Source organism: Erythrobacter sp., assembly GCF_023653175.1.
Lineage (GTDB): Bacteria > Pseudomonadota > Alphaproteobacteria > Sphingomonadales > Sphingomonadaceae > Erythrobacter.
Window position 1 is genome coordinate 1 of record NZ_JAMNXL010000079.1, and the last position, 15,819, is coordinate 15,819.

Consider the following 15,819-nt stretch of genomic DNA (forward strand, 5'->3'; position numbering starts at 1 on the left):
CCCGGGACCTGCGGCCGGCACGCTTTAATGGGGCATCACTTCCCGGCGGTGTACCATTGTCCGGTGCCGCGGGCATTGGCGTCGGTGTACCACTCCATCGTCAGTGCGCCGTTCTGGAGCTTGCCGTCCTTGTCCTTGGCCTGAATGCCTCCGACGCAGCCAAGCGGCGTTTTCGGCCCCGGCTTGCCGAGATAGTTGCACCCGTAGACGATTGACGCCGGCTCAGCGTCACCCTTGGCGGTGCACGAGAAATGGAGATCGAACAGGCCGCCGTCGGGTTGATCCTGCCCGATGCAGCGCACCGCGCCCTTCTGGACCGAACCGTCGCTGTATTTGGTGGTGTAGGCTCCGCTGACGATCCCCGCGCCGCCGGTCGGTTCTCCGTCAGGCCCGGTCATACCCCCAACGAAATCAACCGGTTGCCAGACAATTTCGTAAGTGAAACTCTGTGCTATTGCTGCACTGCAAAATAAAAATGAGCCGCCAGCGACCAAAAAAATCTTCAATGCTTTCATGACAATCACTCCCCCTAGTTGCAACTGCGATTAGCACTTTGCAAACAACGCTCCTTTGTGGCGTTTGCCACTATGATTACATAACATAATGCGAACAAGACTCACAGAAATAAAGTAATAAGGTCATTACAGCCCCTTAAGGCGAATTCCCGATCATCAGCCGCGTAACAACTTGGCGTGCCTACCGGGCATGCGGTCGGCACGCCGGACTTCCCGCCGGTCCGATCTTCAGCCATAGGCATGCCAAGGAAGGCGAAGAGATGCTGCCCAGCCACACCTCCAGAACAGCCAGACCGGAAGCGGTCAGCGCAGCAATGCGCCATATCCCGCTCCTGCTCGTGGCCGCCGCCTGCACCCCCGCCACACCTGCGCCCCAGGAGGCCGCGTCCGCCGTGCAGCCCAGCAACGCCACCTATGGCACTGACGCCAACCTCGCCGCCTCGAAGCCCGACGCGATCCTGCGCTATGCCGACCACCCGCGCGGGTTTGCCGAGCTGCGGCTTCCCGAGGGGGAAGGCCCGTTCCCGCTCGCGGTGATCTATCATGGCGGGTGCTGGAAGACCGGCATTGCCTCGCAGGCCTACATGGCTCCGCTCGCGACGCGCTGGCAGAGCCTCGGCATCGCCACGCTCAATGTCGATTACCGCGAGGTCGGGGATGGCGGCGGTTGGCCGGGGTCGTTCGCGGACTGGGCCGCTTCGGCAAAACTGATCGACGAGGTCGCCGCGCGCTATCCGGTCGAACGCGCGCGCGTCACGCTTGTGGGCCATTCGGCGGGCGCGCTGCCGGTGCAGTGGCTGACAGCCGGGCAGGAAGAGGACGGCCCGCTCGGCACACGCGCACCCATCAAGGCCCGCGCGGGGATCGTGCTCGACGGGCCGGGTGATGTCGGGGCCGAGCAGCCTGCCTTCGATGCGCTGTGCCAGTTCTCCGCGGTCGAGCCATTCATGGGCGCCGCGCCTGCCGCTGACCTGCGGCGCTATGCCGCGATTGCGCCTGCCACCCATGCGCCGCAGCTTGCCGAATTGCTGTTCGTGCAGGCCAAGCTGCCCGCGCCGTCGGCGGCAACGCAAGCCGCGCTCGCTTCGGGCGGTGCGAGCGTGACGGTGCGCGAGAATGCCGGGGCGAGCCATTTTGCGATCATCACTCCCGGCAACCCGGTCTACGAAGCCAACGAGGCGGCGATGCTGGCGGTCATCAAGTGACTGATTGCCACGGCCTGCGGACGCGCTAGTCTGCGGATCGAGACTTGGGGGGAGACGACCATGAGACACCTGATTGCAGCCACGGCGCTGGCCGCCACGCTCGCCGGCTGCGCGCCGAAGGAGCCGCCCGCCGCCAGTTTCGCCGTCACCGACACCGCCAACTACAACCCCATGTCGGTCAACGCCGTGCCCTCCGATCCGCCCACCGCGCGCATTGCCTATGCCAGCGCTTCGGCGCGGCAATATGGCGAGCTCAGGGTGCCCAAGGGGAAAGGCCCGTTCCCGCTCGCGGTGCTCTATCACGGCGGGTGCTGGGCGGGGATGGGGGGCACCGCAAACCTCGCCGCACTGGCGAGCTTCCTGACGCGGAACGGGATCGCGACCTGGTCGCCCTCCTACCGAGAGCTGGGCTCGGACGGGGGCTGGCCCAACACCTTCACCGACTGGGCGCAGGGGCTGGGATATGTGAACACCCTCGCGCGCGATTACCCGCTGGACCTCAGCCGCATCACCCTGATGGGCCATTCGGCAGGCGTCACTCCGGCGGTGTGGCTGGCGAGCGGCGACAAGGGCGATGCGGTCGTCACGGGCGAACTGCCCAAGGTGCGCGCGGTGGTGGCGCTCGATGGCCCGCTGGCGCTGGGGCCCTTCGTGGGGCCCGACCAGATGATTTGCGGCGAGCCGGTGATCGCTCCGCTCGTGGGCGGCAGCCCGGCCGAGGTGCCGGGGCGCTATGCCATGCTCGACCCGGTCACCAATCCTCCGCTGGCGCGGCGCCTGCTGGTGGTTGACGGCGCGCTGCCCGATCCCGATCCGGCAATGCTCGCGGCGCTGCGCGCGCAAGGCATCGCAGTGGAGGTCATCGCCATCGACCAGCAGCAGCATTTCAACCTGCTGGTCCCCGGCACGAAGGATTTTGCCGCGATCGCCCCGGCGCTGCTGGACATTGCGAAGGCGCGGTGAAAAAGCGGCGGCCATGATCGAGCGACGCGAATTCATTGGTACGGCCGCGCTGGCCTTGCTGGCCGGGGCAGCGCCCGGGCTTGCCGCGGGAGGGGACATGGAAGAACTCTACGGCCTCATCGGCCAGCTCAAGGCGGTGCCCGGCAAGCGGGCCGAGCTTGTTGCGATCCTGCTCGAGGCCTCGGCGGCGATGGAGGGCAACCTCCTCTACCTCGTCGCCGAGGATCTGGCCGATCCCGATGCGATCTGGATCACCGAGGTGTGGCGCACGCGAACCGATCACCTCAGCAGCCTGAAGCCCGCAGCGGTGCAGGCTGCCATCGCCCGCGCCCGGCCGCTGATCGCAGGCTTCGGGATGCGCGCAGAGACCCGTCCGGTGAACCATGCCGGCTGAGCTGTCCGAAGCCGAGGCCGCCAATGAACTGATGCGGTTGGCCCGCCAGATCGCGCATCACGACCGGCTCTATCACGCCGAAGATTCTCCCGAGATCACCGACGCCGAATATGACGCGCTGGTGCGGCGCAATGCCGCGCTGGAAGCCGCCTTCCCGCATCTGGTCCGCGCAGACTCGCCGAGCCGCAAGGTGGGCCACGCCGTCGCCGCCTCGCCGCTCGGCAAGGTGACGCATGAAGTGCGGATGATGAGCCTCGACAATGCTTTTTCCGACGAGGAACTGCGCGAATTTGTCGACCGGGTGCGGCGGTTCCTCAACCTCGCGCCCGGCGCGCCTGTCGAACTCACCGCCGAGGACAAGATCGACGGGCTGTCCTGCTCGCTGCGCTACGAGAACGGGCGGCTGGTGCGCGCGGCGACGCGCGGCGACGGGCAGGTGGGCGAGGATGTCACCGCCAATGTCGCGCTTATTCCGGATATCCCGCAACAGCTCCCCCCGGGCGTGCCCGAGGTGTTCGAGGTGCGCGGCGAGGTATATATGGAAAAACAGGCGTTTACCGCACTCAATGCTGCGCAGCATGAAGCGGGCGGCAAGCTCTTCGCCAACCCCCGCAATGCGGCTGCCGGGAGCCTCAGGCAGAAGGATGCGAGCGTCACCGCAAGGCGCCCTCTGCGGTTCTGGGCGCACGGCTGGGGGGCGGCGTCGGACGTTCCTGCCGAAACCCAGGTCGCAATGATGCGGCTGATCGAAAGCTGGGGCTTTCCGGTCTCGCCCTACTTCGCCTGCTTCGACGGCGGGTTCGATCACGTGCTGCATTATCGCCGGATCGAGGCGGCGCGTCCCGATCTGCCCTACGAGATCGACGGGGTGGTCTACAAGGTGAACCGGCTCGACCTTCAGAGCCGCATGGGCTTCGTCGCCAAGGCCCCGCGCTGGGCAATCGCGCGCAAATTCCCTGCCGAGCGCGCCGAGACCACCGTGCAGGGCATCGACATCCAGGTCGGACGCACCGGCAAGCTTACGCCCGTCGGGCGCTTGGCGCCGGTGCTGGTCGGCGGGGTGACCGTCACCAACGTCACGCTCCACAACCGCGACGAGATCGCGCGCCTCGCCTTGCGCATCGGCGACCGGGTGGTGATCCAGCGCGCGGGCGACGTGATCCCGCAGGTGGTCGAGAACCTCACCCAAGGCGAGCCGCGTGAGGCGTTCCTATTCCCCGATCACTGTCCCGATTGCGGCAGCGAAGCCGTCGCCGAGGAAGGCGAGGTCGATGTGCGCTGCACCGGCGGGCTGATCTGCCCGGCGCAGCGCACCCAGCGATTGGAACACTTCGTCAGCCGCAAGGCCCTCGACATCGAGGGGCTGGGCGAGAAGACCATCGCGCAGTTCTTCGCATTGGGCTGGCTCGAAAGCCCCGCCGACATCTACCGCCTGCGCCGCCGCCGCAGCGAGATCCTCGCCCTCGAAGGCTGGCAGGACAAGTCTGTGGACAACCTGTTGGTCGCGATCGAGGCCAAGCGCGCGCCCGACGCTGCGCGGCTGCTGTTCGGCCTCGGCATCCGCCATGTCGGCGAGGTCACCGCGCGCGATCTGATGAAGGCGCTGGGCGATCTGTCCGCGCTGCGTGGCGCGGCCGAGGCGTTCCACGCCTATCGCACCCACAACCCGCCCGGAGCGGACGAAAGGGCCTCTCCGTTCAAGGCGCGGATGGATCAGGCGGCCAAGGACATGTTCGGGGTGTCCGATCAGTTCGGAGCGACAGTCGCTCACGCTCTCGCCGATTTCTTCCATGAGCCGCACAATGTCGCGGTCTGGGAAGACCTGCTGGGTGAAGTCACCCCGCCGCGCTACGAGGTCGTCACCCTTGCCAGCCGCGTCGCGGGCAAGACCGTGGTGTTCACCGGCAAGCTCGAGACGATGAGCCGCGACGAGGCCAAGGCTCAGGCCGAGCGGCTGGGGGCCAAGGCGGCGGGCTCGGTCAGCGCCAAGACCGACCTGCTCGTCGCAGGGCCCGGCGCGGGCTCCAAGCTCAAGAAGGCGGCCGAACTCGGGATAGAGGTAGTAGACGAGGCCGGATGGGCGGCTATCGTCGCCGAGGCGCTGGGTTAGCCGGCCGGCCACAATCCGGCTGACTTGCCCCGACGCCTGTGCCATCACCACCGCTCTTGGCAGGGAGGGGGGGCCGGGAATGACCAGACGCATCGCCATTGTCACGCCCTACTGGCAGGAGCCGCACGCCGTGCTCGAGCGCTGCATCGCCAGCGTCGCGGCCCAGAGCGTGGCCTGCGATCACCTGCTCGTCGCCGATGGCGCAGCCCAGGAGTGGCTCGATGCCGCAAGCGTGCGGCATCTGCGCCTCGATCGCAATCACGCCGATTACGGCAATGCCGCGCGCGGGATCGGGGCGCTGCTGGCGGCGGGCGAGGGCTATGACGCGATCGGATTTCTCGACGCCGACAACCGGATCGATCCCGATCATGTCGCGCTGTGCCTTGCCGCGGCGCAGGCGCAGGGGAATGACGGCATGGGGGGCCTTGCACCCCCCGATGTCGTCATCGCCCGCCGCCGCTTCGAACTGCCCTGCGGCACGCCGGTCGCGCTGTCCGACGAACCCGGGCTGATCGACACCAACTGCCTGTTCCTGCTGCCCGGCGCTTTTCCGGTGATCGCGCGCTGGGCGCTGATCCCCGGGCCGCTTGCCGCGATCGGCGACCGGGTGTTCCACGCCGCGCTGGTCGCAGCCGGCTGCCACATGGCGCAGACCGCGCGTGCGAGCGTCACCTATGCGAGCCAGTGGGTGGTCCATAACGCGGCCAGCGGCGGCGCTGTGCCAGCCGACGCGCGGGCGCTCGATGTCGATGGAATCGCGCGCTGGGTCGCCGGCCTCTCGCCCGAAGAGCGCCGCGCGCTCGACCGCCGTGTCGGCGCGCATATCGCGGTGGCATGAGGCGGGCGGGGTTCGGAATGGCTGCCGGACACGGGGCCGGTGTGCTATGCGGCGCAGGACGAAGTGCCTGCGTGAGGACCACCGGATGACCCTGTTCAAACTGGCCCCCGCGCTGCTGCTCGCGCTGCTTGTGGGACTAGCTGGCTGTTCCCAGCCTTCGGACACGCCCGCCGCCGCCCCCGGCCCCTTGCGCTTCGAACGCGCCTCTGCCGATCCGGTCAAGCACGGCGAGCGCCTGTCGCAGGTGCTCGGCTGCTCGGGTTGCCACGGCGACGATCTGACCGGGCAGGACTGGAGCGATGCCATGGGCACGCTGTGGACGGCCAACCTCACGCAGAGCGCGGCGAAGTTCTCGCATGACGACCTCGCCGCGATGATCACCACCGGCAAGTGGCCGGGCCGCGCGCTGATGGACATGCCGTCTTTTCTCTACACCGGTCCTGCCCCTGCCGATGTCGACGCGCTGGTCGCCTATCTCAAGAGCCTGCCGCCCAGTGGTGCAGTCCATCCCGAGCCGTCGATGAGCGAGGAATTCAGGGCCATGCAGGCGCGCGGCGAGTGGATGGATTCGCCCACGCGGGTCGCTGCGATGAGCGACAAGGGGCCCCCTGATCTGGGCGAGGCTCATGCTTTTGGCCACTTCATCATCCGCGCGACCTGTGTGGAGTGCCACGGGATGGATCTTGCGGGCGGCAAGGAAGCGATGGAGGACGAGGGCAATCCGCCGCCCGATCTGCGCATCGTCGGCTCCTACTCGGCCGAGGGTTTCGCCGCGCTGATGCGCACCGGCACGGCGGCGGGCGGCCGCGAGGTCGGGCTGATGAGCAAGGTCGCGCGGCGGCGCTATGCCAATTTCACCGATGCCGAGGTGGCTGCGGTGCGCGCCTATCTGGTGGAGCTTGCCAATCGTGATCTCTGAAGAATCGAAACCCCGTATGAGGACATCAAGATGACCCCGTTCAAGCGGGCCGCAGCGCTGTTCGCTGGGCTGTCCTCCGCGCTGGCTCTCGGTCTGGTGGTTCCGGTAGCGGCGCAGGAGCCCATTGCGGTCGCGCCGACCGAGACCGCTTCCGAGACGGTCACCATCCCCTTCGATCCGCCCATCGGCACGCCGCTCACCTATGGGCTGCGTTTCGAGCGCAAGCGTCATGGCGGTGACAGTGTGTTTGATTACGAGCAGCGGCTCACCTTCGAACGGATCGCGGAGGGCTTTCTTCTGCGACTGGAAACGCTGGCCTTCACGGTTGGCGGCCAGCGCCTCGATCTCGCCGACAGCCGCGTGATGGGGGCCATCCCGGCGGCGCTTCAGCCCTATTTCCTGCCGATGACGGTCGAGCTCGATGCGGCGGGTGAAATGGTGCGGATGCGCGATTGGGAGGCGATGCGGGGGAGCTTGCGCGGGTTGCGCGAGGCCGCTGCCGAAATGTCCGGCGTGCAGCTCAATGCAGCCGGGCGCGCGGCCATTGCGCAGTTTATCTTCCCGATCCTCAACGCCTCGGCCGAGGATGCGCCGGCGCTGATGATCCGCGGGTGGCCCTCGGTGCTCGGCTATGGCGGGGTCGAACTCGATCTCGGTGAGACCTATGAGGCCGAAGACGGGATTGACAGCGGCCTCCTCCCCGCATCGATCCCGGCGGTGGCGCAGTTCACGCTGACCCGCACGCCCGAGGGCAACCTGCGCCTGTTCCAGTCCACAATTTATGATCCCGAAGCGATCCGCGGGGCGACCAATGCGGTGATCGACGCGGCGCGCGCGCAGGTGGGCGGCGCCGGCAAGTCCCCTGCCGGGGAGACTCTGGACGGGATGCAGCTCACCGACAATGCCGATATCGTCTTCGATCCCACGACCGGCATGCCGATCACCGCCGAAGTGCTGCGGATCGTCAGCGTGGACACCAACAAGGAGAGCGGGGCCGGGGGCGAGGTCATGACGATCCGGCGGATCGCGCCGTGAGCGATCTGCTCGCCGAACTCCACCCGCAGGGCTTGCGCATCGCCGCCCTGCTGCGCGCGCGGGGGCAGAAGGTCGCGGTCGCCGACGGCGCGACAGGCGGGCTGATTGCCGCGACGCTGTTGACCGTGCCCGGCGCCCTCGATTTCTTCGTGGGCGGCGGGGTGGTCTATTCCTTCCGGGCGCGTGACGTTCTGTTCGCGCTACCGCGCGAGGCCTACAAGGGGATGCGCGGGGCCACCGAGGAATATGCGCTGCTGCAAGCGCGCGCGATCAGGGACAATTTCGGCGCCGAGTGGGGGCTGGCAGAGAGCGGATCGGTCGGCGGTTCCTCGCATCCGAGCGGCGCGCCGGCAGGGCGCTCGGTGGCGGCGCTGGCGGGGCCGGGCGGGGAGCACACGCGCCTGCTCGAAACCGCCAGCGACGACCGCATCGCCAACATGGCCGCCTTCACTCGCAATGCGCTTGCGCTGCTCGAAGAGGTGGTTTCAGGTTGACGCGCGGCAGGTAGCTGTCTGGCAAGTATTTTCATGGTAAACCCGCATAAAGACTACGGGGGCACTCAGAAATCATGGCGGGCTATTTCACGAAACTGATGCGCGATCTTGAATCGCCGGTCGAAGTCCGGCGCTTCGGATCGGGGTGGTTCGCGGGCTTCTTCGCGCTGCTCTTCGCGATCAGCGGATTCGTGATGGTGGTTGCGCTCAAATTCCCGGCGGTGTTCACCACGCCCGAATTGCAGATCGTGCGCGACTGGGCGGGCTTCCGCACGGCGATCCACGTGATGCTGCTGGCGAGCTATGCGCTGGCGCTGCTCAGCCTGTTGCTGCGCCCGCGCAAGGTGCTGGGCCTCACTGCGCTGATGATCGGGATGGGCGCGGCATTGCTCGGCGGGGCTTCGGTCGAGGCGGACAATGCCCGCGGCTGGGGCATGTTCTTCGGGATCGACTTCTTCGTGGTGAACCTGCTCGCGACCGGCTTCATGTACGCCCCGCTCGAGCGCTTTGTGCCCCACCGCCGCGAGCAACGCCTGTTCCGTCACGAATGGCGCGAAGACCTGTTCTATTTCCTCGTCAGCTCGATGTTCGTGCAGATCCTCGCCTTCCTCAGCCTCGCGCCCTCGCAGATCATCAATGCCAATACGAACAGCTGGGACGCCTTCCGCGCCGGGGTGGCAAGCCTGCCGTGGGCGGTGCAGTTCATCACCGTCCTCGTCGTCTCGGACGTGCTGCAATACTGGTATCACCGCCTGTTCCATCAGGTGCCCTTCCTGTGGGGCTTCCACGCGGTGCACCACAGCGCCAAGAGCATGGACTGGCTGGCGGGATCGCGCATGCACATTGTCGAGATCGTGCTCCTGCGCGCGGTGACCTCGCTGCCGCTGTTCACGCTCGGGTTCGATGCGGCGGTCATGCAGGCCTATCTCGGCTTCATCTATGTCTGGTCCTCGCTGCTTCACGCCAATGTGGGCGGCAATTTCAACCGCCTCGGCCACTGGATCGCGACGCCGCGCTTCCACCACTGGCACCACGGGCTCGAGCGCGAGGCGTTCGATGTGAATTTTGCGATCCACTTCCCGTGGATCGACAAGCTGTTCGGCACTTTCCACCTGCCCGAGGATCGCTGGCCCAAGGACTACGGCATCCCCGAGGATGTGCCGACCGGCTATGGCGGGCAGTTCCTCTACCCCTGGACGCGCACCGGCAAGAAGCTGGATGAAGGCAGCGGGGCGGAGCCTGCCGAATAAATTTTCGGCCAGAAAATTTGGGGCCTCTGTCGAATCCGGCTTGGCATCCGCGTCTCCCTGTCAGAGCCTCGCCATTCCGGCAGGCCGAGGACGGAGATGTGACATGCAATTCATGCTGATGATCAACGAAGACGAGAGCCCCTATGCCGGCGAGGGCGGCGCGGCGCTGATGGAGCAGGTGCTCGCCGGGCACATGAAGCTCGCCGAGGATCTGGTGGCGGCGGGCATCCCCTTCTCGGGCGAGCGACTGAAGCCCGCTTCGACCGCCACCACCGTCCGCTCCGACAACGGTGTGGTCACCTTGCATGACGGCCCCTTTGCCGAGACCCATGAAGAACTCGGCGGGTTCTACATCATCGACGTGCCCGGCCTCGACGAGGCGCTCGAATGGGCGAAGCGCATCCCGGTTCCCAAGGGCGGGATCGAGGTGCGCCCGGTGTGGCAAATGGGGCCTGAGGGCTGAGCGGCCTTCCGAGCTCTGGGCGCGATCTCGCGCTGGCGATCATGGCGGCGCGGCCCCGGGTGGTGGCCGCGCTTGCCGCGCAACTCCGCGATCTCGACGGCGCGGAGGAGGCCTTTGCGGAAGGCGCCGAAGCCTGCCTCGCGCTGGCCGATCCGCCGCGCGATGTCGCCGCATGGCTGTTCGTTGCAGGCAAGCGCCGCGCGCTCGACGCGATCCGCAAGGCGAGGTCCGCAGGCCGCACGGCAGACGCGCTGGCGGAGATTTCCGACATGGCCGACATCATCACGCTCCCCGATCCCATCCCGGATGAGCGCCTGCGCCTGCTGTTCATCTGCTGCCACCCGGCACTCGGCACCGAAGTGCGCGCCGGGCTGGCGCTCAAGGTGATCTGCGGGCTGCCGGTAAGCGCCATCGCGCGGCTGTTCGTGGTGAGCGAGCCGGCCATGTTCCAGCGCATCACCCGCGCCAAGGCCAAGGTGCGCGAGGCGGGGATCGCCTTCGAACTCCCGCCGCGCAAGGTCTGGCCCGAGCGGCTGGGGGCGGTGCTGCTGGCCCTCGAACTCGCCTTTACCGCCGCCTATGCCGATGCGGGCGGCGAGCTTTCGGCGGACCTCGGCGAAGACCTCGGCGCCGAGGTCGAACGCCTCGCGCTGCTGGTCGCCGAGCTTCTGCCGCAGGAACCCGAGGCGCTGGGTCTTGCCGCGCTGGTGCTGCTGGCGCGCTCGCGCAAGGGGGCGCGGCTCGATCCGCGAGGCGCGATGGTGCCGCTCTCGCAGCAGGACGTCAAACGCTGGAGCTATTCGCGGATCGAATATGCGCAAGGCTTGATGGAGCGGGCGCAGCGGATCGGGCGCTCCGGCCCCTATCAGGTCATGGCCGCGATCCAGCTCACGCACACGCGCCGCGCTTTCGATGGCGTGGTCGACTGGAACGCGGTGCTGCGCCTTTATGACGTGCTGCTCCGCTTGCGGCCCTCGCCGATGGTCGCAATCAGCCGGGCGCTGGCGCTGGCGCAGGTGGAGGGCGCTGAGGCGGGGTTGGCGGCGCTCGGCGCGCTGCCTGCCGAGCGGCTTGCGCTCGCCCGCCCGTGGCACGTTGCGCGCGCCGATCTGCTCGCGAAGGCCGGGCAGTCCGATGCCGCGCAGGGCGCGCTGGACAAGGCGCTCGCGCTAGATCCGCCGCGTGCCGAGCGGCTGTGGCTGGAGGCCAGCCGCGCCGCGCTGTGACCGGCCAGCCGAGCCTGTGACCGGGTGGATGCCCCCGCTTGTCCAGCCCGTCGCCGCTGTGTGCCCATGCAGGTTAGGGACGCAAGTTGCCTCCACGCGTAAGGCGGCGACGCCATGCACACCAGCGACACCACCACCCGCCCCAGCCCCCACGCCCACGCCTGCGCCACGCGCGGTTGCAGCGAGGCGCACCTGCCCGAAGAGCTCGAGGAGAGCCTGCGCGCCCTCATCGCCCGTACCGATTTTCCCTGCGTCGGCGCCAAGGCCGCGCTTGCGCAGAGCGGCCTCAGGATCGAGACCGCGGGCGACATCACCAGCCCCGCAGACGACCGCCGCATCCAGCGCGCACTTGCCCGCTGGAGCCGGGTGCCCGCCACCGACGAGGCCGATTTCCGCAGCCTCACCGTGATCTTCCACGGCCCGCGCGACCTCGATGAGAAGGGCTTCGAGAGGGCGCTGTGGGATCGTCTCTCCGGCATCAGCGAAGCAGACGCCGAACGCGGCTTCGCCACCGATCCGGGCTTCAGCAGCAATCCGGGCGACCCGGATTTCGCCTTGAGCTTCGGCGGGCGCGCCTATTTCGCGGTCGGCCTGCACCCCAAGGCCTCGCGCCGCGCGCGGCGGCTGCCGTTCCCGGCCATCGTCTTCAACCTCCACAACCAGTTCGCAAAGCTGCGCGCCGAGGACCGTTACGAGCGGATGCGCGAGGTCATCCTCGCCCGCGACGAAGCCTTCGATGGCGAACCCAACCCCATGCTTGCGCGCCACGGCGAGGTGAGCGAGGCGCGGCAATATAGCGGGCGTGAGGTTGAGGAGGATTGGTCCTGCCCGTTCTTCCGTCCGGGAAAGAGCGCGTGACCCAGCGCATCGCACCGCGTACCGGCACCTCGTTGCGCCTTGCGCAGGGCGAGGTTCTGACCGTGATCGACCCCGAGGGCGGGCAGGTCGGCGATCTCATCGCCGTGGCCGACGGCGATCCGGGCGAGATCATCTCCAACGGCCGAACCTTCGATTACGAGGAGACGCTGCGCCTCACCACGGGGTCGCGGCTGTGGTCGAACCGCTCGCGGGTGATGCTGACGATCCTCGAGGATACCGCGCCCGCGCATGATTTCCTGCTGACGCCGTGTTCGGAGGCGACCTTCCGCCATTTCTATCCCGACAAGCCCGTCCATCGCGGCTGCTTCGGCAACCTTGCCGAGGCGCTTGGCCCCCACGGGGTCACCCCCGACATGATCCCTTGCGCCTTCAACGTCTTCATGAACGTGGCAGTCGGCGCGGACGGGCGGCTGGCGGTGCTCCCCCCGCAGACCCGCGCGGGCGATCTGGTGCGCTTCCGGGCGGAGATGGATCTGCTGATCGGCCTCACCGCGTGTTCGGCCTATGCCTCGAACGGGGGGAGCTTCAAGCCGATCGATTTCGTGATCGAGGCGGCGGGCTGAGGTTCATTCCGCAGGCTCGGCGAGCGCCTCCGCTTGGCCCACGCGCCCCCGCGCCGTCACTTCGCGGAACGCCTCGCGGTAGCGCGGGTGCTCGGTGCCCATCCAGCGGTCCCACCAGGTGAAGTAGAAGCCGAAATTGTGGCCCGAGGAATGGTGCAGGTCGTGGTGCGTGGTGGTCGCGATCCAGTCGGTCCACGGATTGTCCACCCAGCCTGCCGGAAATAGTTCGCTGCCCGCATGCGCCATCACGTTGCGGATCATCTGGTGCCAGATGAAGAACAGGATCGCGAAGGCCGCATAGGCAATGCCGAGCTGGCTGGTGATGAGCAGGAAGATCGGCACGAAAGCGACCTCGATCACCGCCTCGGTCATGGTGAAGCTGTAGGCGGTCCACGGCGTCGGCGTGCGCGACTTGTGATGGTGGAGGTGGGTGGCGCGGAACAGTCGCTTGGAGTGCATCGCCCGGTGTGCCCAGTAAAACCAGGCGTCATGCGCAAGCACGATCAGCACGACCTGCCAGATGATCGTCCACAGGGCGGCGTCCTTGATCGACAGCAGGATCACCCCGGTCTCGCGCCCGACCAGGATCGCAAGAGTGACGACGGCATAAACCACCACGGTCCGCATCGAGGACAGGAGCTCGCGGGTGTAATCGGCGCGCGAGGCGCGGCGGCCGCGCTGGATGCGCCGGGTTTCGGCAAAGCCCCGGAAGATCAGCAGCAACGCTGTCAGCGCGCCCGCCGCGATCAGGTAGCGGCTGAGATCGAAATAGATCCCGAACATGAAATGGTCTGCCACGCGGGTCATGGCGTAGTCGAGCGTGGATGGGTTGGCGGGGGTCATCATGTGCGGCAAGCCTCTGTCAGTGATGGCTTATGACATGTCATCATCGCCCGGCATAGGCTCATCGATTGCGGAAAAAGCCGAAGGATTCCGAAAATGTGCGCGCTTTTTCAGTTCTGACCAATCGCCGCGCGGCGGTAATCGGTGGGGGTCTGGCCGGTCTGACTGCGAAACGCGCGGTTGAAGGGCGGCAGCGAATTGTAGCCGAGGTCCATCGCGATTGTGAGGACGGGCAGATCGACCCGAGCGCGGTCGGCGAGCACGGCCTTGGCCTCGGTGATGCGGTAGCGGTTGAGGAAGGCCGAGAAGTTGCGGTAGCCGAGCCGCTGGTTGATCAGCGCGCGCAGCCGGTGCTCGGGCGTGCCGAGGTGCTCGGCGAGCCCGGCGATGGACAGGCCGGGCGTGCGGTACATGCCCTCGGCCATCGCTGCCTCGAGCTTTTCCTTGAGCACCATTTCGCTGGGCGAGAGGGGGGAGGCCGGGGGCGCCCCGAATTCGGATCGGCCTTGGGCTTCGGCGGCAGGGGCTTCGCTGCGCACAAGCAGCTCGGGCTCGGTACGCAGCAAGGTCAGCCCCGCGAACAGCACCACTGCGAGGATAAGCACCGCGCCCGCGAGCGAAACTGGCGGATTGTCCACCATCGCGCTGCCCCGCCCGGTGACGAGCTCGTAAGCGAGAATGCCGCCGGTCTGCCCCGCGACCAGCAGCGGCAGCCACAATCGGAAGGTGCGGCGCTGTTCGACAAGGTCGTCGCCGCGCTCGAGCAGCGCGATCCGGAACAGGTCGGCGACCAGCAGCAAGCCGACGACGTGGATGATGTAGAAGCCGAGATGGAGGTGCGGCAGCACGAAGGCCGCGACCAGCCACGCGGCCGCCAGCAGCACCGGCGTGCCGCGCAGCGCGATTCGGCGCGGCTCGTGTTCGAACACGCGCAGCGCGAAGAGCCAGGTGAAATAGGGCGTGAAGATCGACACGAAGTCGCTCAGCGGAAACGGGCCCGGCAGGCCGAGGATGCCCCCGGTGGTATTGAGCAGGTAGCCGATCGCACCGACCAGCAACCCGGCCAGCGGCAGCTTGAGCCCGGGGCGCATCTCGCCCGCCAGCAGCAGCACGAGTAGCAGCAGATTCGCCCCGCAGGCGATGAGGCGCAGCGCTATGTCGAGCCGCTCGATCATGGTGCTATCGCACTCGCCGCCGCCGCAGCCACAGGATCGCCCAGTCGCCGCGTTGGAGGCGGGCGGCGATGCGGAAGCCGGCGCGATGCATGGCGCGCTTGACCGCGGCTTCCTGTTCGCCTGCCAGCAATCCGGCAAGCAGCAGGCTCCCGCCCGGCGGCACGGCCTTGGCGAAGCCGGGGGCAAGGCTGACCAGCGGCCCCGCCAGAATGTTGGCGATCAGCAGATCATAGGGACCGCGTAGCTGCAGCAGCGGATCGTCCATCCCGTCCGCGACGATCATTACCGCCTCGCCCGCACTCGCGCCCATCGGGACGGCGTTCAATCGCGCGTTCTCCTCGACCACGCCGGTACAGACCGGGTCGATATCGGTGAGGGTGACGAGGGCGCGCGGCCACAGGGCCAGCGCCGCAAAGCCGAGCAGCCCTGTGCCCGTGCCGATATCGGCGACATTGCGTGCGACCACGCCGCTCGCCCTCATGTGGCCGAGCATCTCGAGGCACCCGGCGGTGGTCTTGTGCTGACCGGTGCCGAAGGCTTGGGATGCGGGGATCACGAAGTCGATGGCCTGCGGGTCGGCCGGGTAGTCAGGGGTGTGGACATGGAAGCGCCCCGCGCGGATCGGGGGGGCGTTGTGCTGGCTGAGGGTCACCCAGTCCTCGGGCGGAAGTTCCTCGATGGTGATCTTGGGCGCGCCGCCTTCGAACAGCCCGGCGAGCGCCTGTTTCTCCGCCATGCCGGGCTTCCTCGGATACCAGCCTTCCAGCACCCAGTCGTCGGGACGATCCTCGGCCACCTCGCGCCCGGCGATGACGAGTTCGTGGTCCCAGTCGTCGATAAGGTCATGCGCCAACAGCGCCGCCTGCACGACCGGCTTGGGGGCGAAGAGGGAGAGTTTCCAGGTGGTGCTCATTTGGCTGCCGCTTCCTTGGCGAGCCGCTCGTCCA

17 protein-coding genes are annotated in these 15,819 nt (G+C 67.7%); 13 read left to right on the forward strand and 4 right to left on the reverse strand.

Annotated features, from left to right (window positions below; all coding sequences use genetic code 11):
• Positions 1-35 precede the first annotated feature (35 nt).
• Positions 36-398, reverse strand: coding sequence for a hypothetical protein (locus tag NBV68_RS10190; RefSeq protein WP_296309478.1), 363 nt, complete (start codon positions 396-398; stop codon positions 36-38).
• A gap of 377 nt (positions 399-775) precedes the next feature.
• Here NBV68_RS10190 and NBV68_RS10195 point away from each other — a divergent pair, with 377 nt between their 5' ends.
• From NBV68_RS10195 to NBV68_RS10255, 13 genes are all read left to right on the forward strand, one after another.
• On the forward strand, positions 776-1,720 hold the full coding sequence (locus NBV68_RS10195; RefSeq protein ID WP_296309480.1) for an alpha/beta hydrolase fold domain-containing protein: 945 nt from the start codon (positions 776-778) through the stop codon (positions 1,718-1,720).
• A 60-nt stretch (positions 1,721-1,780) separates the two neighbouring features.
• Positions 1,781-2,683: an alpha/beta hydrolase gene (locus NBV68_RS10200; protein WP_296309482.1), complete on the forward strand. Its 903-nt coding sequence runs from the start codon at positions 1,781-1,783 to the stop codon at positions 2,681-2,683.
• A 13-nt stretch (positions 2,684-2,696) separates the two neighbouring features.
• Positions 2,697-3,077: an antibiotic biosynthesis monooxygenase family protein gene (locus tag NBV68_RS10205; protein ID WP_296309484.1), complete on the forward strand. Its 381-nt coding sequence runs from the start codon at positions 2,697-2,699 to the stop codon at positions 3,075-3,077.
• Positions 3,067-5,187 (forward strand): NAD-dependent DNA ligase LigA, encoded by a 2,121-nt coding sequence (ligA, locus tag NBV68_RS10210; protein WP_296309486.1) that lies wholly within the window; start codon positions 3,067-3,069, stop codon positions 5,185-5,187. The genes NBV68_RS10205 and ligA overlap by 11 nt, the downstream gene beginning before the upstream one ends.
• A gap of 79 nt (positions 5,188-5,266) precedes the next feature.
• Complete coding sequence (locus tag NBV68_RS10215) at positions 5,267-6,025, forward strand: glycosyltransferase (protein ID WP_296309487.1); 759 nt, start codon at positions 5,267-5,269, stop codon at positions 6,023-6,025.
• An 85-nt stretch (positions 6,026-6,110) separates the two neighbouring features.
• Positions 6,111-6,944, forward strand: coding sequence for a c-type cytochrome (locus tag NBV68_RS10220; RefSeq protein WP_296309489.1), 834 nt, complete (start codon positions 6,111-6,113; stop codon positions 6,942-6,944).
• Positions 6,945-6,974: 30 nt separating this feature from the next.
• Positions 6,975-7,979 carry a hypothetical protein gene (locus NBV68_RS10225; RefSeq protein ID WP_296309492.1) on the forward strand — a complete coding sequence of 335 codons (1,005 nt, stop codon included), beginning with the start codon at positions 6,975-6,977 and terminating at the stop codon, positions 7,977-7,979.
• Positions 7,976-8,473 (forward strand): CinA family protein, encoded by a 498-nt coding sequence (locus NBV68_RS10230; RefSeq protein WP_296309493.1) that lies wholly within the window; start codon positions 7,976-7,978, stop codon positions 8,471-8,473. The genes NBV68_RS10225 and NBV68_RS10230 overlap by 4 nt, the downstream gene beginning before the upstream one ends.
• Positions 8,474-8,547: 74 nt before the next feature.
• Complete coding sequence (locus NBV68_RS10235) at positions 8,548-9,723, forward strand: sterol desaturase family protein (protein WP_296309496.1); 1,176 nt, start codon at positions 8,548-8,550, stop codon at positions 9,721-9,723.
• 103 nt (positions 9,724-9,826) lie between these two features.
• Positions 9,827-10,186: a YciI family protein gene (locus NBV68_RS10240; protein ID WP_296309498.1), complete on the forward strand. Its 360-nt coding sequence runs from the start codon at positions 9,827-9,829 to the stop codon at positions 10,184-10,186.
• A 41-nt stretch (positions 10,187-10,227) separates the two neighbouring features.
• On the forward strand, positions 10,228-11,412 hold the full coding sequence (locus tag NBV68_RS10245) for a DUF6596 domain-containing protein (protein WP_296309500.1): 1,185 nt from the start codon (positions 10,228-10,230) through the stop codon (positions 11,410-11,412).
• Positions 11,413-11,526: 114 nt separating this feature from the next.
• Positions 11,527-12,270, forward strand: coding sequence for a guanitoxin biosynthesis heme-dependent pre-guanitoxin N-hydroxylase GntA (gene gntA / locus NBV68_RS10250; RefSeq protein ID WP_296309501.1), 744 nt, complete (start codon positions 11,527-11,529; stop codon positions 12,268-12,270).
• Positions 12,267-12,854 carry an urea carboxylase-associated family protein gene (locus tag NBV68_RS10255; RefSeq protein WP_296309502.1) on the forward strand — a complete coding sequence of 196 codons (588 nt, stop codon included), beginning with the start codon at positions 12,267-12,269 and terminating at the stop codon, positions 12,852-12,854. Before gntA ends, NBV68_RS10255 begins: the two co-directional genes overlap by 4 nt.
• A 3-nt stretch (positions 12,855-12,857) precedes the next feature.
• Here the strand turns inward: NBV68_RS10255 and NBV68_RS10260 are convergent, their stop codons facing one another.
• The 3 genes from NBV68_RS10260 to NBV68_RS10270 form a co-directional block, all read right to left on the reverse strand.
• On the reverse strand, positions 12,858-13,700 hold the full coding sequence (locus NBV68_RS10260; RefSeq protein ID WP_296309504.1) for a sterol desaturase family protein: 843 nt from the start codon (positions 13,698-13,700) through the stop codon (positions 12,858-12,860).
• A gap of 107 nt (positions 13,701-13,807) precedes the next feature.
• Positions 13,808-14,872 (reverse strand): helix-turn-helix domain-containing protein, encoded by a 1,065-nt coding sequence (locus NBV68_RS10265; protein WP_296309507.1) that lies wholly within the window; start codon positions 14,870-14,872, stop codon positions 13,808-13,810.
• Positions 14,873-14,876: 4 nt separating this feature from the next.
• Positions 14,877-15,785: a 50S ribosomal protein L11 methyltransferase gene (locus NBV68_RS10270; protein ID WP_296309510.1), complete on the reverse strand. Its 909-nt coding sequence runs from the start codon at positions 15,783-15,785 to the stop codon at positions 14,877-14,879.
• Positions 15,786-15,819 lie beyond the last annotated feature (34 nt).

Bases quoted from the DNA above. Each gene is read 5' to 3' on its own strand.
- NBV68_RS10190 (WP_296309478.1), bottom strand. From the start codon at position 398: ATGACCGGGCCTGACGGAGAACCGACCGGCGGCGCGGGGATCGTCAGC.
- NBV68_RS10195 (WP_296309480.1), top strand. From the start codon at position 776: ATGCTGCCCAGCCACACCTCCAGAACAGCCAGACCGGAAGCGGTCAGC.
- NBV68_RS10200 (WP_296309482.1), top strand. From the start codon at position 1,781: ATGAGACACCTGATTGCAGCCACGGCGCTGGCCGCCACGCTCGCCGGC.
- NBV68_RS10205 (WP_296309484.1), top strand. From the start codon at position 2,697: ATGATCGAGCGACGCGAATTCATTGGTACGGCCGCGCTGGCCTTGCTG.
- ligA (WP_296309486.1), top strand. From the start codon at position 3,067: ATGCCGGCTGAGCTGTCCGAAGCCGAGGCCGCCAATGAACTGATGCGG.
- NBV68_RS10215 (WP_296309487.1), top strand. From the start codon at position 5,267: ATGACCAGACGCATCGCCATTGTCACGCCCTACTGGCAGGAGCCGCAC.
- NBV68_RS10220 (WP_296309489.1), top strand. From the start codon at position 6,111: ATGACCCTGTTCAAACTGGCCCCCGCGCTGCTGCTCGCGCTGCTTGTG.
- NBV68_RS10225 (WP_296309492.1), top strand. From the start codon at position 6,975: ATGACCCCGTTCAAGCGGGCCGCAGCGCTGTTCGCTGGGCTGTCCTCC.
- NBV68_RS10235 (WP_296309496.1), top strand. From the start codon at position 8,548: ATGGCGGGCTATTTCACGAAACTGATGCGCGATCTTGAATCGCCGGTC.
- NBV68_RS10240 (WP_296309498.1), top strand. From the start codon at position 9,827: ATGCAATTCATGCTGATGATCAACGAAGACGAGAGCCCCTATGCCGGC.
- NBV68_RS10245 (WP_296309500.1), top strand. From the start codon at position 10,228: ATGGCGGCGCGGCCCCGGGTGGTGGCCGCGCTTGCCGCGCAACTCCGC.
- gntA (WP_296309501.1), top strand. From the start codon at position 11,527: ATGCACACCAGCGACACCACCACCCGCCCCAGCCCCCACGCCCACGCC.
- NBV68_RS10260 (WP_296309504.1), bottom strand. From the start codon at position 13,700: ATGATGACCCCCGCCAACCCATCCACGCTCGACTACGCCATGACCCGC.
- NBV68_RS10265 (WP_296309507.1), bottom strand. From the start codon at position 14,872: ATGATCGAGCGGCTCGACATAGCGCTGCGCCTCATCGCCTGCGGGGCG.
- NBV68_RS10270 (WP_296309510.1), bottom strand. From the start codon at position 15,785: ATGAGCACCACCTGGAAACTCTCCCTCTTCGCCCCCAAGCCGGTCGTG.